Below are 15,605 nucleotides of genomic sequence, written 5' to 3' on the forward strand. Positions count from 1 at the left end.
TAATTACGATTCGATTTTAGGATCGCGACCCATCAGTTTTTTAACGGCATCCTGTGGCTTTAGTTTTCCAGATAGCACTTCACCCATCATGGCGGTAATCGGCATCTCAACACCTAAACGTTTTGCCAAATCTCCAACGGCGCCGGCACATAGCACCCCCTCAGCAACATGACCCAAGCTTGCAAGAATCTGCGGTAAGGATTTGCCGGCGGCAAGCTCAAGACCGACGCGACGATTGCGAGAAAGGTCGCCAGTAGCAGTCAAGATTAAATCCCCAACACCAGTTAAGCCCATGCAAGTTTCAGATTTACCACCCGCAGCCTTCACTAGGCGCATCATCTCTGCTAAACCACGCGTGAGCACAGCAGCACGGGCGTTCAGACCTAAATCGAGCCCATCACCAATACCTGCTGCGATAGCTAAGACATTTTTAATGGCGCCGCCTAGCTCTACACCAATCAAATCATCAGTTGAGTAGATGCGCATATTGCCATGGTGAAAAGCAGTCTGAACCGTCTCACAAAGTTTTGTAGATTTACTCGCCACTGTTAAAGCGCAAGGCATGCCCGCACCAACCTCACGCGCAAAGCTTGGACCTGATAAAGCGCCATATGAATGCGCAATTCCATGCGAATGAATTTTGCTTTCGCGTTCCACAACCTGGTGTGGCAATAAAGCAGTATCTGGCTCAAGACCCTTACAGAGCCAAATAATATTGAGCGGGTGCTCCGCAACTTTTAACGTTTGAGCGACGGTTTCTGAAAGCCCTGACATTGGCGTAGCAATAACCAACAAGTCATCACTAGAAAGTCTTTTAACTGCTGCAGAAAAATCACCCTCAAAACTGAGGCTATCAGGTAATTTAACGCCCGAAAGATAGGTGCAGTTTTCACCACTCTCTTGAATATCTTTTAGCTGTTGTTTGCTACGAGACCACAAACAAACATCACCCCCTTGAAGATGGCGAGCGGCCTGTGCCGCCATCGCCGTTCCCCAGGCACCAGCACCAAGCAGTGTCACTTTCATGATCTGTGGGCTCGCTTATTGAGATCTTAGTGAGGCTTACTCTCAGCAGCTGCGCCATCCTTAGCAGCAGCTTCTTGTTGAGCCTGCATCAAACGATGCTCGTACATGCCGTGGAAATTAATCTCATTCAAGTGAATTGGCTGGAAGCCTGCACGACTAATAATATCGGCAATATTTGAGCGCAGATATGGGTACAAAATTGTTGGGCATGCAATACCAAGCATTGGGTCAATTTGCTCAACAGGAATATTGCTGAACTCAAAAATACCCGCTTGCTTTGCTTCAACCAAGAACAATACTTTTGCATCAACCTTAGCAGTCACAGTAGAGCTCAAAGCGACCTCGAAGATACCTTCGCCTAAGGGAGCAACGGCAATATCAATCTCAACCTGTACTTGCGGCTCGGACGCTACCAATAAAATCTGCGGTGCATTTGGTTGCTCAAGTGATACGTCTTTTAAATAAATACGTTGAATACGAAACCCAGGTTCTTTAGATTGTTCGGCGCTTGCTTCTGGGGCAGAAGTTTGTTCAGTCATTGCTAACTTTCTTTAAATATTGAATCTATTAAGTCTAAAAAATATTAGGCCAATAAAGGATCTAGCTTGCCAGCGCGATCCAATGCTACCAAGTCGTCATAGCCACCCACATGGATGTCACCGATATAAATTTGCGGAACCGTACGGCGGCCAGTGCGCGTCATCATCGCTTCGCGTTGCGCTGGATCACGATCAATCAAAATCTTGTCTAAATTGGCGACACCTTTTTTGAGCAATAGCTTTTCAGCCATGACGCAATATGGGCAAACCTGGGTGCTATACATCGTTACTGAAGGCATCAATTTCTCCTTACTTCACCAAAGGCAGGGCTGCAGCTTTCCAAGCCTGTACACCACCGTCTAATGCACCCACTTCAGCAAAGCCCAACTTTTGAGCCTCGGCAACCAGCTTGCGTGACTGAGTACCTGTGTCGCAAACTAAGACTACTGGGTGCTTACGGTCTAATTTAAGCTTTTCAATCGAAGCACTAAAGCCAGCAGCATTTACGAATTTGGCTCCCGGCAGATGACCTGATTTGAAATCATCCTCCGATCGCAAATCCAGGACGTGGGCTTTGCGACGATTAATCCAAATCGTTGCTTCGGTAGGCGACAAGCCTTTTCCGCCAATAAGCGTAGATAATGTGGGTAGGAAAAGCGCTATGCCTGAAACCAATAGGAGGGCAATAAGCGCTAAATTATCAATTTGCGTGAGAAAGTTCATCACCGGATTATAGAATGGCTCTATGAAACAACTTGTCCTTATTCGTCATGGCGAATCCGCCTGGAACCTTGAAAACCGCTTCACTGGCTGGGCGGACGTTGACTTAACCCCAAAAGGTGCAGAACAAGCCCTTGTAGCAGGTGAAAGCCTCAAAAAAGCAGGTTATGAATTTGATATCGCCTACACCTCTGTTTTAAGGCGCGCTATTCGTACACTCTGGCATGTTCAAGACTCCATGGATTTGATGTGGCTTCCTGTAGTCCATAGCTGGCGTCTCAATGAACGTCATTATGGTGCGCTTACTGGACTCAACAAAGCAGAAACAGCAACAAAGTATGGTGATGAACAAGTACATATCTGGCGTCGTTCTTATGACGTTCGTCCGCCTTTACTAGAAAATGATGATGAGCGTAACCCTAAGAATGATCCACGCTACTCAAAACTCAATACGTCCGATATCCCGCTTGGTGAATGCCTTAAAGATAACGTTGAGCGAGTATTGCCGTTGTGGAATGAATCTATTGCTCCCGCACTGAAGGCTGGCAAACGTGTTTTGTTAGTTGCTCATGGCAATAGCATTCGCTCATTAATTAAGTATTTGGATCAAATGTCTGACGAGGCCATCATGGAAGTAAACGTGCCCAATGGTGTGCCTCTTGTTTATGAGTTAGATGACAACCTCAAACCTATTCAACACTTCTACTTGGATTAAAGCAAAAGAGATATGCGCCAATTTCTAAAGAATTTCGCCCTGATAGCTGTTGGTCTCATTGCCGGAGTGGCAGCTACGATTCAGCTCTCAGCGACCGCCCAGCAAGGCGCCCAGCTCCCCTTGGATGAGCTGCGCACACTCTCCAATGTATTTGCACAAATTAAGCGTGAATATGTTGAGCCTATTGAAGACAAGCAATTGCTGACAGATGCCGTAAAAGGAATGGTGAGCAGTCTTGATCCTCACTCCACCTTCTTAGATAAAAAAGATTTTGCAGAAATGCAAGAGATGACTTCTGGAAAATTTGCTGGTCTCGGAATCGAGATTACTTCTGAAGATGGTGTCGTAAAAGTATTAAATCCAATCGAAGATAGTCCTGCAGCGCGTGCAGGTCTTCAGGCAGGAGATTTAATTACTCGCCTTGATGACAAACCCGTACGCGGTATGTCGCTGGATAAAGCAGTGCGCACTATGCGTGGGACTCCCGGAACCAAGATTACATTGACGGTATTTCGCAAGAGTGAAGAGCGCAGCTTTCCAGTAACGATTACTCGTGCAGAAATTAAAGTTCAATCCGTTAAAACTAAAATTCTCGATAACGATATTGCTTGGGTGAGAATCACCAGCTTTCAAGAGCGCACCGTTCCGGATCTTGCTAAAAAGCTAACTGATATTGCCAACCAAGATCCAAAGCTCAAAGGCATCATTTTGGATCTCCGCAACAATGGTGGTGGCCTGTTACAAGGCGCCGTAGGAGTAGCGGCTGCATTCTTGCCTGCTGATGCAATCATTGTGTCCACCAAGGGTCAATCCCCTGACTCAAAGCAGGTATTTAATGCCACGCCAGCAATGTACCGCCTAAATGAATCTGGCGACCCTTTGGCAGGTGTTCCAGCGATCTTCAAGAAATTGCCTATGGTGGTTTTAGTAAACGCTTACTCTGCCTCTGCCTCTGAGATTGTGGCTGGCGCACTGCAGGACTACAAACGCGCAACGATTATCGGCAAAACAACCTTTGGTAAGGGCTCCGTTCAGACTGTTCGCCCGCTTACCAACGATTCTGCACTTAAGATCACTACCGCTTATTACTACACCCCAAGCGGTAAGTCGATTCAGGCTTTTGGCGTTAAACCCGATATCCCGGTAGATCAAAATAAAGATGGTGATCCAGACGATGTATTGATCACTCGTGAGATTGATAGTGAAAAGCATCTACGTAACAAGCAATCTGCAGAAGACAAGCTGATTAAAGATCGCGAACAACGTCGCCTTGAAGAGTTACAGCGCATTGAAGAGAAAAATGCCAAGAAAACTCCTGAAGAAAAAGAGAAAGAAAAGAATAAGAAGCCTCCTGAGCTAGGTAGCGCAGACGACTTCATGCTTTCTCAAGCGGTGGCATTTATTAATGGTCAGCCTGTAAAGCGCTCATCATCCAAGTTGGAATAATTAAGCGCACGGCTTGAATATGAATGATGAGCAGTTACTTCGCTATTCCAGGCATTTATTGCTTGAAGAAATTGATGTAGCTGGCCAAGAAAAACTGCTTAGCTCCCATGTGTTGGTAATCGGTGCTGGCGGCCTTGGCAGTGCAGCCGCGCCCTACCTGGCTGCAGCAGGGGTGGGCCACATCACCCTAATGGATCACGACGCAGTAGAGCTCACCAATTTACAACGCCAAATCATGCACACCGAGAGTAGCATTGGCAAAAGCAAAGTGGACTCTGGAAAAGATTTTTTACAGCGCCTTAATTCAAGCATTCAGATTGAAACTATTCAGGCAAAAGCAAGCAGCTCATTATTGGATGAGTTGTTACATAGCGTAAATATTGTTTTAGATTGCACTGATAATTTTTTAACCAGACATCTTATTAATGCGGCCTGCGTTAAACATCAAATTCCATTAGTTTCAGGATCCGCACTCAAGTTTGATGGTCAAATCAGCGTCTTTGATCCACGCAATCCTGACTCACCCTGCTATGCCTGCATATTTTCTCCAGATGAACAATTCGAAGAAGTCAGCTGCTCCAGCATGGGCATCTTCTCACCGCTAGTAGGCATCATTGGAGCCATGCAAGCAGCACAAGCGCTACAAGTATTGATTGGTTTTGGGAATTCGCTAGTCGGTCGTATGTTGCTTTGGAATGGGCGCAATACCCAAATCGATGAAATTCGTATTAGCCGAAACTCCGCATGCTCGGTGTGCGGACAAGCACACTAAGAATTAAGACAGCAATCGCTCTAAAGCCTTTGCCTGCTCTTCAGGCTCATATGCTCTCAAGACCCTATTTACGCGGGCTTTTAATAAACCGACATTCGCTTTCAGAATCTCACGCTTTACAAGCAATAACTGGCTGAAGTGCATTGAAAAATCGGTCAAACCCATCGCAAGTAATAATTTTGTTAACGCAGGATCACCAGCCATCTCACCACAAACAGCAATAGGTACATTTGCTCGTTTAGCTTGATCAATAATATTTGCCAACAAGTTCAAGATTGCCGGATGCAGCGGATCATATAAATGCGCCACAGCATGATCTGCACGATCAATCGCTAAGGTGTACTGAATTAAATCATTTGTACCAATGGAAAGAAAATCAAATCGGTTAATGAATAAAGGCAGCACCAAGGCAGCCGCCGGAATTTCAATCATCGCGCCCACTTGAATGTTCGGATTAAATGCTTTGCCACGCTGATGCAATTGTTGCTTAGCTTTTTCAATCAGCCTAAATGTTTCATCAATCTCTTTGGCATGCGCCAACATTGGGATCATGATGCGTGCTTGTCCATGGGCTGATGCACGCAGGATTGCTCTGAGCTGCGTTAAAAAGATTTCAGGCTCTGTTAGAGACCAGCGAATCGCCCGCAAACCCAAAGGGGAAGTGCCTGTTTGAGAAGTATCCCCACCACCCAATGCTTTATCTGCGCCAACATCAATTGTTCTGATATTAATAGGCAGGCCATGCATCAAATCCACTACGCGACGATATTCTTGATACTGCTGCTCTTCGTCAGGCAAGGCCTGTTTGCGATCCATGAATAAAAATTCAGAGCGGAATAGGCCAACACCTACGGCGCCCAATTTCACCGCTTGAATAGCATCTTCTGGTAATTCAATATTGGCAAACAACTCAATCTCAACACCGTCGGCAGTTTCAGTTTTTGTATGCTTTAACTGCTGTAGCTTACGGGCCTCTTTTAAGTCTTGAGTTTGTAGTTTGCGGTACTCCGCCAGGAGTTGCTCATCGGGAGCAACCACTACAACGCCACGTTCTCCATCGAGCACCAGCCAATCGCCATGACGAATCATTTCACTCGCATGCCGCACACCCACCACCGCAGGAATTTCCATGCTACGGGCCACAATGGCGGTATGTGAGGTCTTGCCACCTAAATCCGTTACGAAACCAGTAAAGGCATGCTCTTTAAAGCGTAGCATGTCGTGCGGCGCAATATCATGGGCAACGATGATGGACTCAACGCCGATGTCGCTCGTAGGTAAAAAATCAGAATCGTTTAATGGATCTTTTTTCTGGGCATTTAAAGCCTTAATGACACGCTCAGCAACCTGACGAATATCATTAGCGCGTTCTTTTAAATACACATCCTCAATATCTGCAAATTGCTCTAAAAGATCGTTTAGTTCGGTAGTTAAAGCCCAGGCTGCATTTAATCTTTGTGTACGTATTAATTTAATCGGCTTTTCAGCCAAAGCAGGGTCGGCCAAAATCATGCCGTGCACATCTAAGAAAGCCGCCATCTCCTGTGGCGCGTCTTTTGGGAGCCCTTGGCGTAATTGATCAAGCTCCAAACGAACCTGATCAAATGCATCTAATAATTTTTGAGCCTCAGCCTCTTCTTTGCCAGCCTCAATTAAATGGTGGCTTACCTCTAATGCTGCACGAGAAATCAGTACCGCCTTGCCAATGGCAATGCCTTTCGATACTGGAATTCCGTGCAACGCAAAAGTCATGCTATTTACTCGCCTTCACCAAAGCGGTCATTAATCAATGCTGTGAGAGCCTGCATGGCTTCATCTTCCCTCTCACCCACAGTCTCAAGCGTCACAGTGCTGCCTATACCGGCAGCTAACATCATCACACCCATAATGCTCTTGGCATTAATTTGACGCCCATTTCGTGACAACAGTATTTCACAAGGAAACTGCGCAGCTAATTGAGATAGCTTGGCAGATGCGCGAGCATGTAAGCCTAATTTATTGATGATTTCAATTTCTGCTGAAGGCATTATGTGCGGACCCTTATTTATTCTTGATTGACTTTACTGCCCAAACGCAAGATTCCATTTTGTCCGCCGGCAAGCGCTTTTTGCGCTAACTCCTCAAGACTCTCTCCGCGATGAGAAATGCAGCGCATCAACATAGGGAGATTTAACCCTGCAAGCACAATGACGGGGGCATTTAATCCCGATAAAGGGCCCAAGGCCTCCAACTTAGAAGCCACATTAGCAGGAGTTGCACCCATAACATCCGTCAGGATCAGCACCCCGTTACCCGTGTTAACGCCATAAGCCGCCTTCATCACACGATCAAAACTTGCCTTGGTATCTTCATGAGGGGGGATATCAACCGCCCGAACACGCTCAGGCAACACACCAAAAGTATGCTCAGCAAACCCCAACATCGCACTTGCAACCGGGGTATGAGCAACGATGACAATTCCAACCATATTTATGCCAATGCTTTCTCTAACGCTGCTAACCAAAATTGAGCAACATTAAAGTTGCTTTGATCGGTAATTTCAACAAAACAAGTGGGGCTTGTCACATTAATTTCAGTGAGATAACCACCGATTAAATCCAATCCAACCAAGAATAATCCACGCTGATTTAAAACAGGCGCTAATTTTTCGGCAATCTTTTTTTCTGTTTCCGTTAAGGGCATCGCCACACCTTTACCGCCCGCTGCCAAATTACCCCGAATTTCACTTCCCTGAGGAATGCGCGCCAGTGCAAATGGCACAACCTCTCCACCAATTAAAAGAACCCGCTTATCTCCTTGGGCAATTTCAGGCAAGAAACGTTGGACCATTAGGGTTCTTGCGCCATTCTCACCCAGTGTTTCTACGATGCTCGCAAGGTTAAGGCCATCAACCCCCACCCGAAATACACCCATACCGCCCATGCCATCTAAAGGTTTAATCACAATATCGCGGTGGGCTTGATGGAACTGCTCTACCGCAGCCAATTCACGCGTCACCAATGTTGGTGGGATGAGTTCTGGGAACTCCGTAATGGATAACTTTTCTGAGTGATCACGAACAGCGCTTGGCTCGTTAAATACTTTAGCGCCCTGACGAACTGCAGCCGATAAGAGCCAAGTGGTATTGAGATATTCAATATCAAAAGGAGGATCCGTGCGCATCAAGACTGCAGAGAAAGACTTTAATGCTCGAGATTCAATCTCACCCAACTCAAACCAATTAGTAGAACCAGGTTTGATGACCAAAGACTGGCAATCAGCAACTACCAAATCATCTCGCCACAGAACATTCTTGCTTTGGCAAAACCACAAATGATGCCCCGCGTCTTGCGCTACACGCATCATCGCCAGCGTGGAATCTTTTTGAACCTTGAAAGATTCAAGGGGGTCTGCAATAAAAAGAAGGTTCATTTTTTCTATTGAGAGATTAGTGTTTTATTTATGCAGCTTCAGCATTGGGATCGGTACGCTCTAGCTCCAATGAGGAAGCAAGAAGCGCAAGACGGGCAACAACACCATACAAATAGAAGCGATTTGGAGCTGCACTACCGGGCTTGGCTGCAAGATCAGGCATTGAGTTTTGCTCGAAGGCCAGTGGTACAAAGTGCATACCTGGAGCGTTGAGATTCTCATCCGGTCCACGATCAGTATGGACACGATAGAAGCCACCAATGACATAACGATCAATCATGTACACCACAGGCTCTGCTACAGCTTCATTGACCTTCTCGAAGGTATAAACACCCTCCTGAATCAGCACATCACTGACTTCAAGACCTTCCTTAACCACGCTCATCTTATTGCGGTCTTTACGGTTCAAGCCCTTTAACTGCGCGGGATCATTCACCACCATCACGCCCATGCCATATGTCCCGGCGTCAGCTTTGACCACTACATAAGGCTTCTCTTTAATGCCATATTCGCGATACTTCTTAGCGGTCTTTTTTAAGACTTGCTCTACGGCAGCCTGGAGCTCGTCTTCACCTTTGCGCTCGTGAAAATTGATATTGGAGCAACTTGTGAAGTACGGGTTAATCATCCATGGATCAATATCGACCACCTTGGCAAACTTCTTAGCAACCTCTTCATAGGCAGCGAAATGGTTTGACTTGCGACGCACATGCCAGCCAGCGTGCAAGCCAGGTAACAAGTACTGCTCATAGATATTTTCCAGAATCGGAGGAATACCTGCAGATAAATCGTTATTTAATAAGATCGAGCAAGGATCAAAATCTTTTAAGCCCAAACGCTGCTTCTTTAAACCAAGGCGAGATAGAGGCTCCATCAGTAAACGATTGCCATCGGGCAACTCAATCCAAGTGGGCTTCTTAATTTCTTCTGAGAAAGTACCGAGGCGAACATTCAATCCAGCTTGACGCAATATCGAAGACAAGCGAGCAATATTCTGCAAGTAAAAGGTATTGCGCGTATGGCGTTCAGGAATCAGTAATAAATTTTTGGCTTCAGGACAAATCTTTTCAATTGCAGCCATAGCAGCTTGAACAGCTAAAGGCAGCATCTGTGGTGAAAGGTTATTAAACCCTCCAGGAAAGAGATTGGTATCAACTGGCGCCAACTTAAAGCCAGAGTTACGCAAATCAACCGAGCAGTAAAAAGGTGGGGTATGCTCTTGCCACTCCAGCCTAAACCAACGCTCAATGGTTGGGGTTGCTTCTAGAACCTTGGACTCTAATTCGAGTAAAGGGCCGGTGAGTGCGGTGATGAGATGTGGAACCATTTCACCATTGTAAGATTATTAAAAGAAAGACGCGGAATCCGAGGATTCCGCGCTTAAAACTAGGCAGCCAACAAAGCCGCCCAGTGAGGGGTAAATCTACTGATTAAGACTCGTATGCAGTCTCACCGTGAGAGCTGATATCCAAGCCTTCGCGCTCTTCTTCTTCCTTAACACGTAAACCAATCACGATATCGATCAATTTGAACGCTACGAAAGAAACTACGCCAGACCAAATTACAGTGGTAATCACGCCTTGAGCTTGGATCCACAATTGGCTAGCAATAGAGTAATCAGGAGCAACGGCGTTAGCCACGTAATCCCAAATACCAGAGCCGCCTAATGCTGGATCAGCAAATACACCAGTCAACAATGCACCAGTAATACCGCCTACGCCGTGAACACCAAATACGTCCAAGCTGTCGTCTGAGCCCAAAATCTTCTTGAGACCAGTAACACCCCAGAGGCAAACTACACCAGCGATCAAGCCAATGATGATTGAGCCCATAGGACCAGCGAATCCAGCTGCAGGAGTAATTGCAACCAAACCTGCTACGCAACCAGATGCAGCGCCCAACATAGATGGCTTACCTTTGAGAACCCACTCAGCAACTGACCAGCCCAATACAGCAGCAGCAGTAGCTAAATATGTGTTCACGAATGCCAGACCAGCAGTGCCGTTTGCTTCAAGTGCTGAACCAGCATTGAAACCAAACCAACCGAACCACAAGAGAGCAGCACCAGTCATTACATACACTAAGTTATGTGGCTTCATTGCTTCTTTGCCGTAGCCCAAACGCTTGCCGATAACAAAGGAACCAACCAAACCAGCGATCGCAGCATTGATGTGCACAACAGTTCCGCCAGCGAAGTCGAGAACACCTTTTTGCCACAACCAACCAGCACGAGCAGTAATTGCTTCGAGTGATGCAGCATCTTTGATGTCATCTGGACCAGGCCAGAACCAAACCATGTGAGCGATTGGCAAGTAGCTCAAAGTGAACCAAATCACCATGAATACCAAGATTGCAGAGAACTTAGCGCGCTCAGCAAAAGAACCAATGATCAAACAGCAAGTGATAGTTGCGAACACTGCTTGGAAAGCCATAAATACATACTCAGGAATCACAACACCCTTACTAAAGGTTGCTGCTACTGATTCTGGATTCATACCACCCAAGAACAGACGATCTAATCCACCGATGAATGCTCCGCCTTCCGTGAATGCAAAGCTATAGCCATAAATAGCCCATAGCACTGTAATCAAAGAGAAGACCATGAAACATTGCATGCAGATAGACAAAATGTTCTTACTGCGGGTTAAGCCGCCGTAGAACAATGCCAAGCCAGGAAGAGTCATCAACAGCACTAATGCTGTACAAACCATCATCCAAGCGATATCTGCTTTATTGCATTTTTCAGAGCAAAGAACTGGAGCAGGCTCAGCCGCAGCAGGAGTTGCCGCAGGAGCTGTTACAGCAGGTTTTTTTACTTCATCAGCATGCGCTGGCGAAGTAACCATCACACCAGTAGCGCCGATGGCCAAGGCCATAGCACCACCAGCAACGAGTCGTTTCATCCAAGTTAACATTTTGAACCCCTCTTTAAAGTGCTGACGCGCCGGTTTCACCGGTACGAATACGAATGACGTGCTCAACTGGAGAGACAAAAATCTTGCCATCACCAATCTTGCCAGTACGTGCAGATTTTTCAATTGCTTCAATCGCACGCTCCAAGATGCCATCTTCAACAGCAGCTTCAATTTTTACTTTAGGTAAAAAGTCGACAACATACTCAGCACCGCGATACAACTCGGTGTGACCTTTTTGACGACCAAAGCCTTTAACTTCAGTGACGGTAATGCCCGAAACTCCCACTTCTGAGAGAGCTTCGCGCACTTCGTCAAGCTTGAAGGGCTTGATGATTGCGGTAATTAATTTCATGTGTTTCTCCGTTCAGAGTGGAAATTAGAAAGTTTTTGTCAAAGAGATCAAGCCACCAGCTCTACCAAGGTTCTTGCCTGATGGGCTTGAATATCCATAAGAGCCTTTATATGTAGCAGCGTTAGTGCCAACGTAAGAGATGTTTGCAGACAAGCCGCCGCCAAAGTCTTTAGTTGCGCCTAACTTCCAATCTGTGTAGCTATACAAGGTGCTATTGCTTACACCTGGGATGGCAGCACCGCTATTCCATACTGTTGCGGCCGATGATTGATTGCCAGCTACATACTGATATCCAACGTGGCCATTAAGAGTCATGCCCCAAATGCCAGTGTCATAGTTAACAGTCAAATCTGGATAGTAAGAACCAGCAGAATTTACATTTCCAAACAATGAAGTTAAGGCATATGAAAATTTGACGAAGCCTGTTACTGGGCCAAATGTAAAGTTTTGAGCTGCATACAACTCAGTTGTATTTGGGTTTGCTGTTAAGCCATTCGTATTAGGAATGCCTGATGTTGGATAGTAGTACTGCAATACACCAAAATCTGATGCAAAGCCTTCACCAATTAATTCCTTTTTGATACCTGCATAAAAGTCCATCTCAATTGAGGAGCTAACTTGACCAGCTGTATAGCCGTTTCCTGAGACGCCACCGTTTGGACCATAAGCATCGCCAATCCAGCTGATGGAACTATTCCAGTTACCAACGTAGAGGCCGCTCTCATGAGCATAGTCAAAGCCACCTTGAATTGCTGGCTTAAAGTTTGACTGGCTGATACCACGATAGCGGTAGTCGTTTACTACAGTAACGTTTGCTGTAATTGGGCTGGCTTCAGGGGCCGCTGGCTCATCAGCAGCAAAAGCCGCTGTAGATGCGAGACCTGTTAACAACGCGACCGCTGCTGCAGAGATCGCTGTCTTTTGCAAAGTTTTCATGAACTACTCCTTACTGGTTGTAATAAAAGAATGGGTTGAATGCTTAATGCATGGGGTGATATTGAATGCCCGGCGGTTCACGGCTTTGTCACAATTCCCTCTATTAATGCAAATGCACTCTATTGGTGCGTAATATTGCACCTGATGAGTGAATTTTGGGCTTTTTTCGGGTTTTAACCCCTTTTTGGGTAGTTTTACCCATACAACTTAAAATATGAATGTGTATCTTTTCTGCAACTCTTAATAGAACCGCGAATCCCCATCATGCAAAAACCAGGCGAAATCCTCGAACAAATCCAACGTATCGCTAACGATATGCAGAATAAAGTTGGTGATGCCATCCGTAATTCGCCAGCTCAAGAAATTGAGAAGAATGTTCGCGCCATGATGAACCAAGGATTTCAGAAGATGGACTTGGTTACACGTGAGGAGTTTGAGCTTCAAACTAAAGTACTTGCCAAGACACGTGAAAAATTAGAAGCGCTTGAAGCTAAAGTTGCTGCTCTAGAAAAACAATAACTGCGTAAGGTTTATTTTCCTCGGATTACTCTGGAGAAAAATCACTAAAGAAGTTTTCATACTCCTCCTTAGTGAAAAAAGCTTTTGCATTTTCTGTGCTTGCAGTCGTGTGCAGCACTGAGATCTGATAAATCCAACTATCACCATTCGGTGCCACCCGATGAATCCAGCAAACACGCATAAGTTGCTGTGATTTGCTGTTGGATTTCAAATCCAGAAAATAATCTTTAGTTGGCAAACGTTGCTTATCTGCTGTTTTATAAAACGCATCCTCAACAGCGACATTGCCGCCAGATGCTTTTGCCCGATCAATTAAATTAGCCTGCAGTTGCGAAAGAAGCTGACTAAGAGATGTGCTTTGATTCGCAGGCAACTGAATGGTGCTGACCGAGTAAATATCGTCATCAATCTTGACTGCTTCAAGAACCTGCAAAAACTCTTGATCGAGATAGGGAATGCGTCGGTCTAATTTATCTGGCTTACCAGGAAATAAAGCGGTGTATCTTTCTTGCGGCGACTGGACTGTACGCCAGTCTAATTTGGGACTGCACGCAATGAGAAAAACTAAAGCCGCCAATACCGTAGCGGCTTTTGCAATCCCTCTAAACAATCCCCGCTCCATGCGCTTGTTGATCTGCGTGATAGCTTGAGCGCACCATGGCGCCTACAGCCGCATGAGAGAAGCCCATTTCATAGGCTTTTTCCTCAAACATCTTAAAGACGTCGGGATGAACATAGCGCGTAACAGGCAGATGATGTCCTGAAGGCGCAAGATACTGACCGATAGTGAGCATATCAATATTGTGCTCACGCATATCGCGCATCACCTCTAAGATCTCTTCATCAGTTTCGCCAAGGCCAACCATCAAACCGCTTTTAGTAGGAACGTGTGGGAAGCGCTCTTTAAAATCTTTCAAGAGCTTTAAAGAATGTAAGTAGTCGGCACCAGGTCTAGCCTGTTTATACAAGCGAGGTACTGTTTCCAAGTTGTGATTCATCACATCTGGTAAACCACTCGGAGCATGCTCAGCAAATATATCTAAAGCTTTATCAAGTCGCCCACGGAAATCAGGTACCAATACTTCAATACGCGTATTTGGTGAAAGAGTGCGTGATTGAGAAATGCAGTCGACATAGTGCATTGCGCCACCATCACGCAGATCATCACGATCCACACTGGTGATGACGACATAGTTCAATTTGAGTGCAGCTATTGTGCGGGCGAGATTTGCAGGCTCTTTTGTGTCCAGGGGATCTGGTCTGCCGTGGCCAACATCGCAGAATGGGCAACGGCGTGTGCACTTGTCACCCATGATCATGAAGGTTGCGGTGCCCTTACCAAAACATTCGCCGATATTGGGGCAGCTAGCTTCTTCACAAACAGTCACCAACTCATTCTCACGCAGAATCTTTTTGATTTCTGAAAAGCGTGAATTATTAGAAGCGGCCTTAACTCGGATCCAATCTGGCTTTTTAAGAACTTCTTGAAGTGGAACAATCTTGATCGGAATACGCGCAGTCTTCTCGCTCGATTTTTGTTTGCGTGATGCGTCGTAATTGAGGTCTTGGCGTGCCTCAATAGCTGGGTTGGTGTCAGGCTTATTCGTTGTCATGATGGCATCAGTTGCTTTTGTAAGTGCTGCAAAAGCCTTTGGCTAATAGTGTCTATATTGTCCTTGATCCCAAGGGTTTGCATATCAACCGTCTTTAAACCCTCATAACCACAAGGGTGGATGCGCTTAAATGCCTCTAGATCAGTGGCTACATTCAGGGCTAGGCCATGATAGGAGCAGCTTTTGGAGACTTTAAGACCTAAGGCAGCCACCTTCGCGCCAACCCACTCTGGAGGCACTCCAGACTGCTCAGAGACATAAATTCCTGGGGCTCCTGACTTCCTTTCAGCTTCAATCCCAAAATCTGCCAGCGTATCGATGAGCGCTTGCTCGATTCGGGAAACCAATTCTTTGACAAAGATCCCAAGACGTCTGAGATCTAGTAATAGATAAACCACAATTTGACCGGGTCCGTGATATGTAATCTCTCCGCCTCGATCAACCTGGACGAGTGGAATTTGATTGCTGGGTGAATGCAGATTGCCTGCATCTCCGGCAAGACCTAGAGTGAACACTGGAGGATGTTCTAAAACCCAAATTTCATCAGGCGTTTCGCTGGTGCGTTCTTTAGTAAAACGTTGCATCGCCTCATACGTCGAGGCGTAATCTACCAAACCAAGTTGCTTTACTAAAGCTGACAT

At 45.9% G+C, this 15,605-nt stretch carries 19 protein-coding genes; 4 read left to right on the top strand and 15 right to left on the bottom strand.

The features are described from left to right. Positions 1-3: 3 nt before the first annotated feature. From AOC21_RS09345 to AOC21_RS09360, 4 genes are read right to left on the bottom strand one after another with little or no spacing between them, the layout of a single operon-like run. Positions 4-1,026: an NAD(P)H-dependent glycerol-3-phosphate dehydrogenase gene (locus tag AOC21_RS09345; protein ID WP_215391710.1), complete on the bottom strand. Its 1,023-nt coding sequence runs from the start codon at positions 1,024-1,026 to the stop codon at positions 4-6. Positions 1,027-1,052: 26 nt separating this feature from the next. After that, positions 1,053-1,565: a protein-export chaperone SecB gene (gene secB, locus AOC21_RS09350; protein WP_215391711.1), complete on the bottom strand. Its 513-nt coding sequence runs from the start codon at positions 1,563-1,565 to the stop codon at positions 1,053-1,055. 44 nt (positions 1,566-1,609) lie between these two features. After that, positions 1,610-1,864, bottom strand: a complete 255-nt coding sequence (gene grxC, locus AOC21_RS09355) for a glutaredoxin 3 (RefSeq protein WP_215391712.1) — start codon at positions 1,862-1,864, stop codon at positions 1,610-1,612. Positions 1,865-1,874: 10 nt separating this feature from the next. After that, positions 1,875-2,288, bottom strand: coding sequence for a rhodanese-like domain-containing protein (locus AOC21_RS09360; protein WP_215391713.1), 414 nt, complete (start codon positions 2,286-2,288; stop codon positions 1,875-1,877). A 22-nt stretch (positions 2,289-2,310) separates the two neighbouring features. Between AOC21_RS09360 and gpmA the strand changes: the two genes are divergently transcribed. From gpmA to AOC21_RS09375, 3 genes are read left to right on the top strand one after another with little or no spacing between them, the layout of a single operon-like run. Next, positions 2,311-3,000 (top strand): 2,3-diphosphoglycerate-dependent phosphoglycerate mutase, encoded by a 690-nt coding sequence (gene gpmA, locus AOC21_RS09365; protein ID WP_215391714.1) that lies wholly within the window; start codon positions 2,311-2,313, stop codon positions 2,998-3,000. Between the two features lie 12 nt (positions 3,001-3,012). Then, positions 3,013-4,446, top strand: coding sequence for a S41 family peptidase (locus tag AOC21_RS09370; protein WP_215391715.1), 1,434 nt, complete (start codon positions 3,013-3,015; stop codon positions 4,444-4,446). A 19-nt stretch (positions 4,447-4,465) separates the two neighbouring features. Beyond that, on the top strand, positions 4,466-5,218 hold the full coding sequence (locus tag AOC21_RS09375; protein ID WP_215392807.1) for a HesA/MoeB/ThiF family protein: 753 nt from the start codon (positions 4,466-4,468) through the stop codon (positions 5,216-5,218). Between the two features lie 3 nt (positions 5,219-5,221). Here the strand turns inward: AOC21_RS09375 and ptsP are convergent, their stop codons facing one another. From ptsP to AOC21_RS09415, 8 genes are all read right to left on the bottom strand, one after another. Next, positions 5,222-6,970, bottom strand: a complete 1,749-nt coding sequence (ptsP, locus tag AOC21_RS09380; protein ID WP_215391716.1) for a phosphoenolpyruvate--protein phosphotransferase — start codon at positions 6,968-6,970, stop codon at positions 5,222-5,224. Positions 6,971-6,975: 5 nt separating this feature from the next. Then, positions 6,976-7,245: an HPr family phosphocarrier protein gene (locus tag AOC21_RS09385; RefSeq protein ID WP_215391717.1), complete on the bottom strand. Its 270-nt coding sequence runs from the start codon at positions 7,243-7,245 to the stop codon at positions 6,976-6,978. A gap of 17 nt (positions 7,246-7,262) precedes the next feature. Further along, positions 7,263-7,685, bottom strand: coding sequence for a PTS sugar transporter subunit IIA (locus AOC21_RS09390; RefSeq protein ID WP_215391718.1), 423 nt, complete (start codon positions 7,683-7,685; stop codon positions 7,263-7,265). Positions 7,686-7,687: 2 nt separating this feature from the next. Further along, entirely contained in the window at positions 7,688-8,629 is a 942-nt protein-coding gene (gene gshB, locus AOC21_RS09395) for a glutathione synthase (protein WP_215391719.1), read from the bottom strand. A gap of 28 nt (positions 8,630-8,657) precedes the next feature. Continuing rightward, positions 8,658-9,956, bottom strand: coding sequence for a glutamate--cysteine ligase (gene gshA / locus AOC21_RS09400; RefSeq protein ID WP_215391720.1), 1,299 nt, complete (start codon positions 9,954-9,956; stop codon positions 8,658-8,660). Between the two features lie 103 nt (positions 9,957-10,059). Next, complete coding sequence (locus tag AOC21_RS09405; protein ID WP_215391721.1) at positions 10,060-11,544, bottom strand: ammonium transporter; 1,485 nt, start codon at positions 11,542-11,544, stop codon at positions 10,060-10,062. Positions 11,545-11,557: 13 nt separating this feature from the next. After that, a complete protein-coding gene (locus AOC21_RS09410; RefSeq protein WP_011903792.1) occupies positions 11,558-11,896 on the bottom strand; it encodes a P-II family nitrogen regulator in 339 nt (112 codons plus the stop codon). Between the two features lie 24 nt (positions 11,897-11,920). After that, complete coding sequence (locus AOC21_RS09415) at positions 11,921-12,832, bottom strand: TorF family putative porin (protein ID WP_215391722.1); 912 nt, start codon at positions 12,830-12,832, stop codon at positions 11,921-11,923. A 264-nt stretch (positions 12,833-13,096) separates the two neighbouring features. Between AOC21_RS09415 and AOC21_RS09420 the strand changes: the two genes are divergently transcribed. Continuing rightward, positions 13,097-13,351: an accessory factor UbiK family protein gene (locus AOC21_RS09420; RefSeq protein WP_215321110.1), complete on the top strand. Its 255-nt coding sequence runs from the start codon at positions 13,097-13,099 to the stop codon at positions 13,349-13,351. A gap of 25 nt (positions 13,352-13,376) precedes the next feature. Here AOC21_RS09420 and AOC21_RS09425 read toward each other — a convergent pair whose 3' ends face one another. From AOC21_RS09425 to lipB, 3 genes are read right to left on the bottom strand one after another with little or no spacing between them, the layout of a single operon-like run. Next, positions 13,377-13,973, bottom strand: coding sequence for a hypothetical protein (locus tag AOC21_RS09425; RefSeq protein WP_215391723.1), 597 nt, complete (start codon positions 13,971-13,973; stop codon positions 13,377-13,379). Beyond that, on the bottom strand, positions 13,954-14,964 hold the full coding sequence (lipA, locus tag AOC21_RS09430) for a lipoyl synthase (RefSeq protein WP_215391724.1): 1,011 nt from the start codon (positions 14,962-14,964) through the stop codon (positions 13,954-13,956). Before lipA ends, AOC21_RS09425 begins: the two co-directional genes overlap by 20 nt. Continuing rightward, complete coding sequence (gene lipB / locus AOC21_RS09435) at positions 14,961-15,605, bottom strand: lipoyl(octanoyl) transferase LipB (protein WP_215391725.1); 645 nt, start codon at positions 15,603-15,605, stop codon at positions 14,961-14,963. The genes lipA and lipB overlap by 4 nt, the downstream gene beginning before the upstream one ends.

It is taken from the genome of Polynucleobacter sp. VK25 (genome assembly GCF_018687355.1).
Classification (GTDB): domain Bacteria; phylum Pseudomonadota; class Gammaproteobacteria; order Burkholderiales; family Burkholderiaceae; genus Polynucleobacter.

What these genes read in the sequence shown, in the direction of transcription:
- AOC21_RS09410 (WP_011903792.1), bottom strand. Translation starts at nt 11,896, where the DNA reads ATGAAATTAATTACCGCAATCATCAAGCCCTTCAAGCTTGACGAAGTG.
- AOC21_RS09360 (WP_215391713.1), bottom strand. Translation starts at nt 2,288, where the DNA reads ATGAACTTTCTCACGCAAATTGATAATTTAGCGCTTATTGCCCTCCTA.
- AOC21_RS09405 (WP_215391721.1), bottom strand. Translation starts at nt 11,544, where the DNA reads ATGTTAACTTGGATGAAACGACTCGTTGCTGGTGGTGCTATGGCCTTG.
- lipB (WP_215391725.1), bottom strand. Translation starts at nt 15,605, where the DNA reads ATGTCAGCTTTAGTAAAGCAACTTGGTTTGGTAGATTACGCCTCGACG.
- AOC21_RS09385 (WP_215391717.1), bottom strand. Translation starts at nt 7,245, where the DNA reads ATGCCTTCAGCAGAAATTGAAATCATCAATAAATTAGGCTTACATGCT.
- gshB (WP_215391719.1), bottom strand. Translation starts at nt 8,629, where the DNA reads ATGAACCTTCTTTTTATTGCAGACCCCCTTGAATCTTTCAAGGTTCAA.
- AOC21_RS09375 (WP_215392807.1), top strand. Translation starts at nt 4,466, where the DNA reads ATGAATGATGAGCAGTTACTTCGCTATTCCAGGCATTTATTGCTTGAA.
- AOC21_RS09415 (WP_215391722.1), bottom strand. Translation starts at nt 12,832, where the DNA reads ATGAAAACTTTGCAAAAGACAGCGATCTCTGCAGCAGCGGTCGCGTTG.
- lipA (WP_215391724.1), bottom strand. Translation starts at nt 14,964, where the DNA reads ATGACAACGAATAAGCCTGACACCAACCCAGCTATTGAGGCACGCCAA.
- grxC (WP_215391712.1), bottom strand. Translation starts at nt 1,864, where the DNA reads ATGCCTTCAGTAACGATGTATAGCACCCAGGTTTGCCCATATTGCGTC.
- AOC21_RS09390 (WP_215391718.1), bottom strand. Translation starts at nt 7,685, where the DNA reads ATGGTTGGAATTGTCATCGTTGCTCATACCCCGGTTGCAAGTGCGATG.
- gshA (WP_215391720.1), bottom strand. Translation starts at nt 9,956, where the DNA reads ATGGTTCCACATCTCATCACCGCACTCACCGGCCCTTTACTCGAATTA.
- AOC21_RS09345 (WP_215391710.1), bottom strand. Translation starts at nt 1,026, where the DNA reads ATGAAAGTGACACTGCTTGGTGCTGGTGCCTGGGGAACGGCGATGGCG.
- AOC21_RS09425 (WP_215391723.1), bottom strand. Translation starts at nt 13,973, where the DNA reads ATGGAGCGGGGATTGTTTAGAGGGATTGCAAAAGCCGCTACGGTATTG.
- ptsP (WP_215391716.1), bottom strand. Translation starts at nt 6,970, where the DNA reads ATGACTTTTGCGTTGCACGGAATTCCAGTATCGAAAGGCATTGCCATT.
- AOC21_RS09420 (WP_215321110.1), top strand. Translation starts at nt 13,097, where the DNA reads ATGCAAAAACCAGGCGAAATCCTCGAACAAATCCAACGTATCGCTAAC.
- AOC21_RS09370 (WP_215391715.1), top strand. Translation starts at nt 3,013, where the DNA reads ATGCGCCAATTTCTAAAGAATTTCGCCCTGATAGCTGTTGGTCTCATT.
- secB (WP_215391711.1), bottom strand. Translation starts at nt 1,565, where the DNA reads ATGACTGAACAAACTTCTGCCCCAGAAGCAAGCGCCGAACAATCTAAA.
- gpmA (WP_215391714.1), top strand. Translation starts at nt 2,311, where the DNA reads ATGAAACAACTTGTCCTTATTCGTCATGGCGAATCCGCCTGGAACCTT.